The organism is Falsibacillus albus (assembly GCF_003668575.1).
Taxonomy (GTDB): domain Bacteria; phylum Bacillota; class Bacilli; order Bacillales; family DSM-25281; genus Falsibacillus; species Falsibacillus albus.
In genome coordinates this window covers 79,455-91,982 of sequence record NZ_RCVZ01000002.1, presented here as the reverse complement: position 1 = coordinate 91,982, position 12,528 = coordinate 79,455, and the positions used below count along the sequence as shown (strand labels likewise).

Below are 12,528 nucleotides of genomic sequence, written 5' to 3'. Positions count from 1 at the left end.
TTACGTTCTTTATTTTTCTGCCTTTACTAAACGAACAAGCATGTGTGCAAGATGATGCTGCTGTTCCTTTGACCCTACGCTCCATAGTTCATTTAGAAGATGTTCTTCTCGGTTTTTAGGATCTTCTCTTTTCGCAAGGTGGTCCGCAATCTTTTCAGCTGCCATCGCCAACTGTTCTTCATTCAAACCGAGTTTTTCCCCAAGTTCAACTTTATCCGCTAAGTATTGTTTGAAATCATCGAAGGATTGGAGTATTTGCTCTTTTTCTTCACCATCGACATGCTTCAGTTTCTCTTCAACTTTTCCCAAATGATTGCTCATTCATAATACCTCCTTAATCATAATGGTAATTTTTTACCACTAATGTGGTGTGTATAAACAAAGAAAAACATATTTTAAAAAATATATTAAAATCCGTTGACATTGGCTGAAAAATGATTATAATAGAATTTGTAGCTAACACGATCTGATAGTTCAGCGGGAGAATACTTCCTTGACAGGGAAGGGGTCGGGGGTTCGAATCCCTCTCAGATCATACTGAAAAAGGTCTCAATCCTTATAGGATTGAGACCTTTTTATATTTTCATAGAAACTTCGCATCCATCTACAATCCGTTTTAAAAAACTTAAGAGTATTTTAAGCATTAAATGATAAAGTATTCCTAATTTGGTCTTAAAAGAATATTAAGGAGGATTGTAGATGGTGGGGAAAAGGTTAAATCGTAATGGGATTAAGCTAATGGCTGTAGTATCAATCATATCTATAAGCATATATTCAACAAGTCTGGCTGCTTTTGCTGAGGGTGATCAAAGTCCGAGTGATGGTCAAACAAAAGAAGAACAAGTGCAAAACAACAATTTGTTGTCCAAGTTGGAAGTAGAGGGGATACAACTTGATGAAACATTGGCGCCTGACCTATTTGACTATACTGCGACAGTAGAAAACGACATTCAAACTATAAAAATCACTGCTGAAAGTGAAAACTCAAACGCCATCATTACGATAGAAGGCTTAAATCCAGAAGACGATGATTCTCATACATATCCATTGGTGACAGGTGAGAATAAATTCATGATTACAGTGGATGACGGTACTGATCCTAAGAGTATATATACTCTGACTGTGACAAGAAAACAAAATAGTGATAACAAGCTTAAAGCAATTACAATCTCAAAAGGGGAGTTGTCCCCCGGATTCGATCCTGCTGTGACTGATTACAACATTCAAGTGGATAATGAAGTTGCTGCACTGACATTGTCTGCTGAAAAAGATGTTGAAACTTCTATAATCAAAGTTAACAACACTTTGTTGGAGGATGCTGGGACAACGGTGCAGCTTCCTGTTGGCAAAATGGACTTTTCATTAAACGTAATTGCTGAAAACGGGGATGAAAAGACCTATACGATTCATATGATCAGAGCTGATAAGAATCCTGAGGGAAGTACAAATCCGCCAAAAGACCCTTCTCAGAATAAGCAGGATGACAAGAATTCAAGTAAACAGGGAACTACTTCCCATTCGTCCGATAGTTCTAAGGCGCAGGGGGCTTTTAGAAGTTCCAGAGGGTCCACTTCCCAAAGATCATCTCAAGGTAATCAAAGTTCAAACCAACAGGCTGGAACTGCAGCAGATTCGACCGTGAAGGTCAGTACAGCTGTCCTTTCATCGCTGACTGTTTCTGATGGTACATGGGATTCTGGATTTACGAGTGATGAATACACGTATCATATTGCCGTTCCGAAAGGGATGACTTCAATAACCATAAATCCTGTGCCTAAATACAGCGGTGCATCTGTTTTATACGAAGGTAAAACAGATCATACAATTCAGTTAACGGGAAACAGGACGGTGGTTTCTGTATTAGCAACAAAAGGGGACGACCGAAAAACTTATGTGCTTGTGTTCGATAAACCAATAGAACAAAATGCTGCATCTGAAACACCGAAACAGACTTCATATACTAACATCGTTTCTACTGAGCAAACCGATTCACCAAAATTATTATCAGCCAGGACAGTCAATAAGAATGAGAGTAAAGATTCAGCAACTTTTTTTGGGAAAATAATCGCTTTCTTTAAAAATTTATTTTGAGGTCTCACTCTTTCTCCTATGCTTATATAAAATATAAAAAAAGGCTGTCGGGATATATTCTCGACAGCCTAAACCATTTATTTCGCTTCTTTATGCAAGGAAAACTCCTGTGATTCACTTAAGAAAGTTTCGCATTTTGATTCACAGCTTTTTTTAAGTGCACAAGTGGCGCAAACCCCCTGTTTGCTTTTCTTGAAGAACTTATATAAGGTAAAGCCGGCATATCCGAAGACCAGCAGACCGATGATGATGCTTGCTATCATGTCAGTTCCCTCCTTGTACTATATTACCAGCTTGCCTATTTGGTAGATGGCAAAGGATAAGAGATAAGCAATGAGCAAGGCATATCCAATGGAAAACAATGTCCACTTCCTTGAACCTGCTTCATTTTTAATCGCTGCGACTGTTGCTACGCATGGCACATATAATAGGATGAACACCATGAAACTGTAGGAGCTCAATGCCGTATAGTGATCGGCCAAAATACCTTGAAGGCTTCCTGTATCAGGCGTATGATAAATGATATTCATCGTTGACACTACCACTTCCTTAGCAAGGAAACCTGTCAGAAGTGAAGCACCTGCCTGCCATGAAGCGAATCCCAACGGTGCAAGAAGTGGCGCAAGCACTCCTCCAATCATGGCAAGAAAGCTGTCATCCATTGGGACGTTAATTCCATCAGGACCCATATAGGATAGAAGCCAAATAAATACAGAGCCCCCAAATATGAATGTGCCTGCTTTGCGGACAAAGCCTTTTCCTTTTTCCCAAGTGCTTCTCCATAACGTCCTGCCATGTGGAATGCGATAAGGAGGAAGCTCCACAACAAACAATGATGCTTCATTCTTTAAGATGGTCTTTGAAAAGATGCTGGCCAATAAGAGTGCAACAGCAATCCCAAGTACATACAACGAGAATACTACGAGGGATTGATGGCTTGTAAAGAACGCCCCTGCGAACAGCGCATAGACCGGCAGTCGCGCCGAACATGACATAAGTGGTGTCAATAGAACGGTCAGGAGACGTTCTTTCGGCTGTTCAATGGTTCTTGCTGCCATGACGCCTGGCACATTGCATCCGAATCCAATGATCATCGGAATAAACGCTTTTCCGTTCAACCCCACCCTTTCCATGAGTCTATCCATTACGAGGGCAGCCCTTGCCATGTATCCAGAATCTTCAAGGAATGAAATGAAAAAGAATAGGATGAATATTTGAGGTACGAACACTAATACCCCGCCGACACCGGCAATAATTCCTTGAGTAATTAAATCCTTGATAAAGCCATTTGCATGGATGGCATCCAGCATGTACATGATCACAGAAGTCAACGGCCCCGAGAAAAAGGCATCCAATGCGTCCGACAAACGAGTTCCAAGCCAATCAAATGTCACCATGAACATAATGTACATAAATAAAAGGAAAATTGGAATCCCCAGCCATCGATTGGTGAGAATGCGGTCAATTTTAGCTGTGCCCGTTTCCTGAACAATCTTATCCTGTTCCATGACTTCATCCAAAACAGAATCGATCCATTGCTTTCTTGTATGGAAAATATTTCTTTTTACTGAACCAAAAGAAAGGTTTGCTTCAACTGATTCTATTTGTCTCCTTAATTGCTCGTCAGAAATCCAATCTCTGCAAAAATGAAAAGCCTGTTCATTTCCTTCAAGAAGCTGAAGTGACAACCATCTGGAAGGGAAGGAGATATCCATTGGAAAAGTGCTTTGTAACTCAGCTATCAATCCTTCAATTTCAGGACCATAATCGATATGCAGCGGCGGCTGTTTTTCAGTCGAATCCAATAGAACTTTCTGCATCTCTAAACATCCTTTGCCAGTCCTGGCAATGATCGGTGTAACGGTAGCACCTAAAAGAGAACTTAGTTTATTTACATTGATGTGAATTCCCCGTTTTTTTGCAACATCCATCATATTGAGTCCAATATGGACAGGTTTTCCGAACTCCAGCAAAGTAAGTGTCAGCTGCAAATTACGTTCCAATTGGGAGGCATCTACAATGTTTAGGATATTGGTAAATGGCTCATTCAATAAAAAATTGATGACGACAGATTCATCCTTCGATAAAGGCTGCAATGAATAAACTCCAGGTAAATCAATCAATTCGCCGTTGGTTTTTGAAAGGATGCCGATTTTCTTCTCGACAGTCACTCCGCTCCAGTTCCCTACATATTCATAGGAATTCGTCAGTGTATTAAATAGAGAAGTCTTTCCCGTGTTCGGGTTTCCGATCAGAGCTGTTTGCATGAATCTGATTCCACCTTGATAAATTCGGCATCCTTCCGGCGAATGCCAATCAGCTGACCTCCGCACTCAATCATGCAAGGGCCTCCAAATGGCAGGGTTCGTTCCAATTTTATCGGGCAGCCTTCACAGACACCGATATGTAATAAGCGATCCTGGAGTATTTTAGTTGTATTTGAAATATCTTTTATGACACCGATTTGTCCTTTTTTTAACGTTGTAAGGTTCATATGCAAATCTCCATTTTTTTATTGAAATCAAATGAGAATGATAAACCTTCTCAATTACAACTTTATTCTAACATACTTTTAATTATGTGAGTATAAAAAAAAGAAATTTTCTTATAATGATAGGGTATTTTCTTAAAGATTGTTGCTTTTAACAGGTTTTCTTTAATACCTCTCATCATATGATGTTGATTGGAGCGGAAGGTGCGAGACTAAGGAGGGAACAGCGGGCCAGGTGAGACCCCGCAGCGAAGCGAGGAGATATTAGCGGACGTTCGATTAAATTCGCCAGGCATTCTTCTTCGTGATGAGCGTGAAAAAATCCTGTGTTAAAGCTTAGTGTTGATATTAGTACTATTAAATCTGTTTTACGGAAATCAACCGCGAAGCTTAACATAAAAAAAACCAGCCTGTAAAAAAGGCTGGTTTTTAGTGTCATATAGGATATCAAGTACTGCTCATCATGTCTACAAGCTTTCTTGAGATGCTCAACAAGACCAATCCAAGTATGATGGCTGCAGCACCGATTACCAAGAATATTTCCATATAACCTAATGATTCTGTCAAAGCAGCTAATTCACCCGCAACAAAGTTCGCGACGGAGCTGGAGAATAGCCAAACTCCCATTAAGAGTGAAGCAAGCTTTACAGGGGACACTTTACTTACAAGGGACAATCCGACAGGGGATAGGAATAATTCACCCAATGTATGAAGGAAGTAAGTAAAGATAATGAAAAGCATGTTTGCTTTCATCGGGATGTTTGATTCATCGCTTCCTGTTTGAAGGACCGCTGGGATCAACGCCAGGAATCCGACTCCCAATAAGATCATTCCAATACCCATTTTTGTCGTCATTTTAAGGTCGCCGCTTTTGGAGTTGGCAAGTTTTGTCCAAAGAGCGGATAGGATTGGAGCTAAAATGATGATGAATATAGGGTTGATGGATTGGAACCATGCTACTGGAACTTTAAATCCAAATACCGTTCTATCAACGAATTTTTCAGTATAAAGTGTGAATGAGCTTCCGGCTTGTTCAAATCCTGCCCAGAAAAATACCACAAAACATGTAATGATGATGATTGCCCATGTTCTTTTCTTTTCGCCTGGAGTAAGAGGTTGACTTGGAGCTTTACTGTCGATGGATTGACCTTGACGCAATGGTTTCTTTCCGATATCACCGAGGTATTTACTTCCTAGAGTACTATAGATGATTTGACCGATGACCATCCCCATCGATGAAGCAAGGAATGCCCATTTGAATCCCCAATGCTCAACACCGCTTGCATCTTTTCCAAAGAAAAGTGTTTCAGCAAGGTATCCGGCTACTAATGGAGCAAATAGTGCACCTAAGTTGATTCCCATGTAGAAAATCGTAAAGGCTGCATCTTTTCGTTTATCGTTCTTCGGATATAGCTCCCCTACCAATGTAGAGATATTCGGTTTAAAGAAACCGTTTCCAATAATTAAGAGAAGCAATCCGGCATACAATCCTGTAGTCGAATGTGTGGCGAATACGGTAAAGTCCCCGCATGCCATCGTGATTCCACCAATTGTAATCGCTCTTTGGAGTCCGATGAATCTGTCAGTGAGATAGCCTCCGATCAGTGGAGTGAAATACACTAATCCTGTGTATAGTCCATAGATTCTTAAGGCAGTGGCATCATCGATCCCCAAGCCGCCGCTCACATAGGCTACCGTTAGATACAGAACCAATAATGATCTCATTCCGTAGTAGCTGTATCGTTCCCATAATTCTGTGAAGAAGAGAAGATAAAGCCCTTTGGGGTGTTTTTTCGTGTCTTTTTGCAATGTTTCTTCCACAAAACCACTCCTGATGTCTGAAATTTTTTAACACAGTTACAAATTATAATTGACACAAAATTTATAATCAATAAATAACGGAGAAGTAATAATCTTAAAACAATTGTCCCAATTCAGAGAGTTAATCGCAATTCCCACAATTTAGTTGATTAGAGAAGGAAAGTTTCTGGTGAATAAACATCTATTTTTTGTTGTAATTATGCATGTTGTGAACAGTTCTTGAGCACCTGTTTTATTTAGTGCCGATTACATAAAAAAACTCATTTCATGATAAGAAATGAGTTAAGTCATTTAAGAATTTTTTTTGAAAGGACATCTTTGATCGCTGCAATGATTCTATCCTGGTCGACGGGGGTTAACGATGAGCCTGATGGGAGGCACAAACCGGTATTGAAAAGATGAGCGGATACACTTTGTTCCTCTTCATGAGGAAAGTAATGATTATTTTTAAATATTGGCTGAAGGTGAAGCGGCTTCCAAATTGGACGTGCCTCGATATTGAAATTTTCCATGCCGTCGATCAGCTCGATGGGAGTGGTAGAAAGAACTGACGGATCCAAGAGGATGGCTGTGAGCCATCGATTGGATCTTGAATGCTCAGGTTCTGGCATAAAGGCGATGCCTTCTATAGATCCTAGGGCATGCTTATATTTCTTGAAAATTTCTCTTCTTTTCCTTACCCTTTCTTCAATGTGGAGAAGCTGCCCCCGTCCAATTCCAGCCAAGACATTGCTTAACCTGTAATTGTAGCCGATCTGGCTATGTTCATAATGGAGAGCTTTGTCCCTGGCCTGTGTAGATAAGAATCGCCCCTTTTCGATGAGGTCATGATCATCAGAAACGAGCATTCCACCCCCAGAAGTAGTAATGATTTTATTGCCATTAAAAGAGAAGACGCCAAACTTTCCAAATGTCCCGCTTTTCTTTCCATGGTACATCGAACCGAGAGATTCTGCAGCATCCTCGATAATTGGCACCCCATAACGGCAGCAAATCTCCAAGATTTCATTGTAGTCAGCACTTTGCCCATATAAGTTCACAACGATGACAGCTTTAGGCAGAACTCCGATTCTTCTGTAATGCTCAATGGCGCGTTCCAATGCTCTCGGGGACATGTTCCATGTTTCGGGCTCAGAGTCGATAAAAACTGGAATTGCCCCTTCATACAAAATGGGATTTGCACTTGCTATGAAAGTCAAGGCTGAACATAGCACGATATCATTGCGTTCAATATTCAACAGCCTGAGTGCCAGATGGATAGCAGCAGTTCCGGAGCTTAAAGCAAGGGAACAGTCTGAGTCGACATATGTTGATATTTCCTTTTCGAATTGATCGACGTTGTTGCCTAATGGAGCAATCCAATTCGTCCTGAAGGCTTCTGAAATAAACTGTTGTTCATCTCCACTCATATGAGGGGGAGAAAGGTATATGCGATCATACGCCATCAATATCGAAGCCGCCTTTCCTTGTAGATATTTTTGCAGGGGAACCGAGAGCATTCGAATAAGGGGGAATGTCCTTTATGACAGTCGAGCCTGCCCCGATGATCGACCATTTTCCAATTGTCACACCCGGAATGATGCTCGCTCCAGCGCCAATCAGAACTCCCTCCTGTACCCCGATATTGCCAGTTAAAACAGTCTGAGGCGCTGCATGGACAAAAGAGTCAATCCTACAGTCATGCTCGATCACACAGTGGGTATTGACGATGCAATGGCTTCCGACAACAGCATCTGTGTTGATGACTGCATAAGGCATGACGACCGTGCCCTCCCCGATTGCGGCACCAGATCCGATATGAGCGGTAGGATGGACAGCGGTCCCATATTTCACCGAAAGTGGTTCGAGCTGAATGGATATTTCTTTCCTTGTGAAATTATCTCCTACTGAAATGATGAATTTAAGGGCGGGATTCCTACTCATCAGTTCAGGGATATCCTTTAGAGTTCCGAGGAGAGGAAATCCCTTTAAGGAGGGCTGAACCGAAAAATCGTCCACAAATCCCAAGACATCTTCTTTGTTCCTGATTAACATATCCAAAATGACCTTTCCGTGCCCGCCAGCTCCTATTAAAGCGTAAATGTTCCACACCTCGCTTAGTAAGAAATCCTCTTTGATGTTAATTGTGGGGTGATTTCAATGTTTTCAAGCGTATTGATGATTTTTTCAGTTGTTTTCCCGGCACCGTATACATTTCTAACTTCATTGACTTTTTTCTGAAAATCCGCACTAAATAACAAATCGATCCCACTTTCAATGTCAGCAGGATCCGGCGTTACATCGATAACATTTCCAGACCGTTCCCTGCCTTGCTGTCTGCTTCCCACATTCAAGACGGGCACATGAAAGGAAGCCGCTTCGATGATTCCCGAAGAAGAATTGCCGATCAAACAGCGAGCATTTTGTAAAATGGTCAAGTAGTCCGCTTGTTGAAAATTTTTAATATAAAAAACCTGATTATCATGTGAAATGTTTTGATAAGCCATCATGACTTCGTCGGCACCGGCATCCGTATTCGGCAATATGCAAATGACAGGTAGATTCTTTGCTAGTATTTTCTTTAATGTCAAGCTTGCCTGCATTTGAATGGAGCCGCATTCAAACGAAACAGGATGAAATATATATAGAATGAATTGTTTGGGTGTTATTGGAAGTGAATATTTTTCAGTGACTGTTTCAAAAAGGGGGAGATTGCCGGATAAAATCTGTTCAACCCGCAAAGAGCCCACATTAAATATCCTCCAGGGATCCTCCCCCAATTTCTGTATTCTTGCCGCACTTTGGCTGGTGGCGGGGAAATGAATATGTGAAAGTTTTGTTATGGCATGCCTGACACTCTCATCGATGGACCCGGATATTTCCCCTCCATGCAAATGTGCAACCGGGATATTAAGGTGAGCAGCAGCGATGGCAGCGGCAAGCATTTCTCCACGGTCACCCAAAATGATAACAAGATCTGGAGGTTGTGTTTCAAAATGCTGTGTCATCCCAAGGATCCCCATACCGATGGATTTTGCCATATTTCCCTCTGTATGATTGATCAGGATCGTATCAACCTTCCCGGTTATATTGAATCCATCCCTTTTTATTTCATTTATTGTGTGCCCGTGGGCAGGGGACAGGTGCATGCCTGCTGCCAAAATGGACAGTTCAAATCGATGGTGGATCTGCAATTTTTCCAAAAGGGGGATATAGATTCCATAATCTGCCCGTGTACCTGTAACCACACAGATTTTTGTGATTTTTCTGGTCATAATATGTCATCCCAAGAGAGTGTTTGATCTTCATGAAAATCCATTTTTGCTTCTTTCCCAATTATTTTGGAAAGGTATTTTGGCGGAATTCCGGTACCCGGCCGTTTGCAGACAAGATGTTCTTTAGAAAGGATCTGCCCCTTCGAGATACTGACTGAAGTTGTTAAGCTTTTTCTCGCGATATCCCGGATTTCTGATTCTGCACTCGTACATTGTTTTCGTCCGCTGCCTAAACTTTTTGTAATGGTTCGAATCGATTTAACATATGATTCAAATTCTTTTGGAGGAAGTGATGCCATATGGTCGGGGCCAGGTAAGCATCGATCCAATGTAATATGCTTTTCAATGATTTGTGCACCTAATGCAACACAGGCAATCGCCGCTTCACAGCCATCTGAATGGTCGGAATATCCGACTGGCAGGTGAAATGCCGATTGCAAAGCAGGGATTGCCAATAGATTCAATTCATCCATGGGGGCAGGATAAGCTGAAGTACAGTGTAAAAGAGCGATGGGACTATTTTCGATCGCTAGAACCGCATCTTCAATTTCGGCAAGGTTCGCCATCCCTGTTGATAAGATGATGGGAATTCCATAGGTGCTTATTTCTTTTAATAAAGGGATGTTAGTCAGGTCACCCGATCCGATCTTAAATGCCTTGACCCCCGTCTTATATAAAAAATCAGCACTATCACTGTCAAAAGGAGTGGAAAGGAATTCAATCCCATGGGAATCACAATGTTTTTTTAAACGGATGAATTGGTCATCATCAAGCTCCAATTTTGTCAGCATTGCATGCTGCGACGAACCAGGTGAAGGATCACGCAGTTGATAGGATGCTTTTTTGGCATGTTTACTGACCAGTTTATTGCTTTTGAAAGTTTGGAATTTCACTGCATCAGCCCCGGCTGAGTGTGCGGCTTTAATCAACTTCTCAGCCATTTCCACCGATCCGTTATGATTTACCCCGATCTCGGCAATCACATAGACAGGTGATTCTTTGGAGATGAGTCGATTACCTATCTTAAACATGTTGATCACTCCGTTTGGTTAAAACATAAGAGGCAAGTTGGAAATCCAGCTCATCATCGATGTCGATCGAATCTTCCTTTTTCATAAAGAAAGGGATTGCTAAGTCTTTGTAGAGATATCCTTGCGAAATCAAGCTGGAGTCAGAAATATAAATGGCCCCGTTCAACTGGTACAATGGTGGGAAATCTTGACGACGATTGATTGATGAATGAGGGCTGTATTTCATTATCCGATTATTCTCAACCTTCATCAGCAACAGTGGATGGGTGTACGCTTCACACACACTCAAGACAGGAACGCCTTTGTTTTCGATATATAAAGAAAAAGCCTCTTTTATGTGATCGCTGGTCCGAAGGGGAGAGGTGGGCTGAAGAAGGATTACACATATCTTTTCGAATGGATGCTGCGCCCCTGAAAAATATTCATCTACTGCATGCTGCACTACTTCGATGGTCGAAGCGGTATCGGTTGCCAGCCTTTCCGGACGAAGGAAAGGAGTGGAGGCACCATATTGATTTGCAGTCCTGCGAATGTCCACACTATCTGTCGTCACGATGATCTGATCGAATATATCAGCTCTGATTGCACTTTCAATGGTATAGGCTATCAATGGCTTTCCGTTCAATGATAATAGGTTTTTCCCTACCAGTCCTTTAGAGCCTCCGCGGGCAGGGATGATCGCTATCGTTTTCATGTTTCACCTCAATCAAGAAATCCTTTTAGGCTAAGAAGGCTGCGAATGTCTTCTTTGCTCATGGCAGCAGATTTACTTGATACATATGCTCTTCTTTTCGCTTTTTTAAAGTCAGGGGGAATCTCCTTTCTCATTGGCCCGATTGGTAAAATCATATACATGCTGCTGCTCTCATAGGCACGTTCGGACTCTTCCAATGTCATAAGTTCTTCGTGAAGCTTCTCTCCCGGCCGGATGCCAATTTCGACGATGCCCGGATGGATATGCTTCCTATGATTTGAAAGGTGCTCTTCAAGTAGAATTTCAGCTAAATCATGAATGTTGATGATCGGCATTTTTAGGACAAATGTTTCTCCGCCAATACCTTTTTCAGCTGCCTGAAGCACAAGGGTGGCTGCGTCTTTTATTGTCATCATGAAGCGGGTCATATTTTGATGTGTCAATGTTATGGGCAGCCCTTTTTGAATCTGCGCTTTGAATAGAGGTATGACCGAACCGCGTGATCCCATCACATTGCCGAATCGCACACATGAAAATTTAGTTGGTGAATTGCCTTTATATAATTCAGCAGCCATTAGGATTTTTTCTGATAATAGTTTGGTGGCCCCCATCGTATTGACTGGGTTGACCACTTTATCAGTGGATATTGAGACCACTCGCTGAACTTTATTGGCGATGGCTGCTTCAATCACATTTTGTGTTCCTAGAACGTTTGTTTTCACAGCTTCAAATGGATTGAACTCGCAGGATGGAACATGTTTTAACGCAGCCGCATGAAAAATGATGTCAACTTCTTTAGTCGCATAGGCGAGGCGGTCTTTATCCCTTACATCCCCGACAAGAAACCGGATATTTTCATGATTGGCAAATTCCTGCTGCAATTGGAAGTGCTTGGATTCATCCCTGCTGTATATCCTGATCACTTCTGGGGATTTTTCGAGTACTTGCCTGACAATCTCGCTGCCAATAGACCCTGTACCTCCTGTAATTAAAATCCGCTTGTTTTTAAACATAGCTCCCCCTATAAGAAGTAATGGAATTTCCCTTATATATGTTATACAAAACTGCTGATGTATTTAGAACGTTTGGAAAAGCAGTGGTCTCGTACTTTATTTTTGGAGTTTTCATGTTTCAAAAATTCCATTC

At 41.6% G+C, this 12,528-nt stretch carries 12 protein-coding genes and 1 tRNA gene; 2 read left to right on the top strand and 11 right to left on the bottom strand.

Translation table 11 applies throughout. The features are described 5' to 3' along the window. Positions 1-9 precede the first annotated feature (9 nt). Positions 10-321 carry a DUF3243 domain-containing protein gene (locus tag D9X91_RS03075; protein ID WP_121679101.1) on the bottom strand — a complete coding sequence of 104 codons (312 nt, stop codon included), beginning with the start codon at positions 319-321 and terminating at the stop codon, positions 10-12. A 142-nt stretch (positions 322-463) separates the two neighbouring features. On the opposite strand from D9X91_RS03075, the gene D9X91_RS03070 reads away from it, so the two are divergent. Continuing rightward, positions 464-535 (top strand) — tRNA-Val (locus D9X91_RS03070). 164 nt (positions 536-699) lie between these two features. Continuing rightward, on the top strand, positions 700-2,091 hold the full coding sequence (locus D9X91_RS03065) for a cadherin-like beta sandwich domain-containing protein (RefSeq protein WP_121679100.1): 1,392 nt from the start codon (positions 700-702) through the stop codon (positions 2,089-2,091). A 77-nt stretch (positions 2,092-2,168) separates the two neighbouring features. Here the strand turns inward: D9X91_RS03065 and D9X91_RS03060 are convergent, their stop codons facing one another. The 10 genes from D9X91_RS03060 to D9X91_RS03015 form a co-directional block, all read right to left on the bottom strand. Continuing rightward, entirely contained in the window at positions 2,169-2,354 is a 186-nt protein-coding gene (locus D9X91_RS03060) for a FeoB-associated Cys-rich membrane protein (protein ID WP_121679099.1), read from the bottom strand. Between the two features lie 18 nt (positions 2,355-2,372). Next, a complete protein-coding gene (gene feoB / locus D9X91_RS03055) occupies positions 2,373-4,358 on the bottom strand; it encodes a ferrous iron transport protein B (protein ID WP_121679098.1) in 1,986 nt (661 codons plus the stop codon). Then, on the bottom strand, positions 4,343-4,585 hold the full coding sequence (locus D9X91_RS03050; protein ID WP_121679097.1) for a FeoA family protein: 243 nt from the start codon (positions 4,583-4,585) through the stop codon (positions 4,343-4,345). Before D9X91_RS03050 ends, feoB begins: the two co-directional genes overlap by 16 nt. 444 nt (positions 4,586-5,029) lie before the next feature. Further along, the gene (locus D9X91_RS03045) at positions 5,030-6,418 is read right to left on the bottom strand and encodes a peptide MFS transporter (RefSeq protein WP_407644174.1); all 1,389 of its coding nucleotides are present in this window, start codon (positions 6,416-6,418) and stop codon (positions 5,030-5,032) included. A 272-nt stretch (positions 6,419-6,690) separates the two neighbouring features. After that, positions 6,691-7,848 carry a DegT/DnrJ/EryC1/StrS family aminotransferase gene (locus D9X91_RS03040; protein ID WP_121679473.1) on the bottom strand — a complete coding sequence of 386 codons (1,158 nt, stop codon included), beginning with the start codon at positions 7,846-7,848 and terminating at the stop codon, positions 6,691-6,693. Further along, positions 7,838-8,494: an acetyltransferase gene (locus D9X91_RS03035; RefSeq protein WP_121679095.1), complete on the bottom strand. Its 657-nt coding sequence runs from the start codon at positions 8,492-8,494 to the stop codon at positions 7,838-7,840. The genes D9X91_RS03040 and D9X91_RS03035 overlap by 11 nt, the downstream gene beginning before the upstream one ends. Before the next feature lie 5 nt (positions 8,495-8,499). Beyond that, a complete protein-coding gene (gene neuC / locus D9X91_RS03030; RefSeq protein WP_121679094.1) occupies positions 8,500-9,657 on the bottom strand; it encodes a UDP-N-acetylglucosamine 2-epimerase in 1,158 nt (385 codons plus the stop codon). After that, positions 9,654-10,688 carry an N-acetylneuraminate synthase gene (gene neuB, locus D9X91_RS03025; protein ID WP_121679093.1) on the bottom strand — a complete coding sequence of 345 codons (1,035 nt, stop codon included), beginning with the start codon at positions 10,686-10,688 and terminating at the stop codon, positions 9,654-9,656. The genes neuC and neuB overlap by 4 nt, the downstream gene beginning before the upstream one ends. Beyond that, entirely contained in the window at positions 10,681-11,382 is a 702-nt protein-coding gene (locus tag D9X91_RS03020) for an acylneuraminate cytidylyltransferase family protein (protein ID WP_121679092.1), read from the bottom strand. The genes neuB and D9X91_RS03020 overlap by 8 nt, the downstream gene beginning before the upstream one ends. An 8-nt stretch (positions 11,383-11,390) precedes the next feature. Continuing rightward, entirely contained in the window at positions 11,391-12,395 is a 1,005-nt protein-coding gene (locus D9X91_RS03015) for a UDP-N-acetylglucosamine 4,6-dehydratase family protein (protein ID WP_121679091.1), read from the bottom strand. Positions 12,396-12,528: the final 133 nt, after the last annotated feature.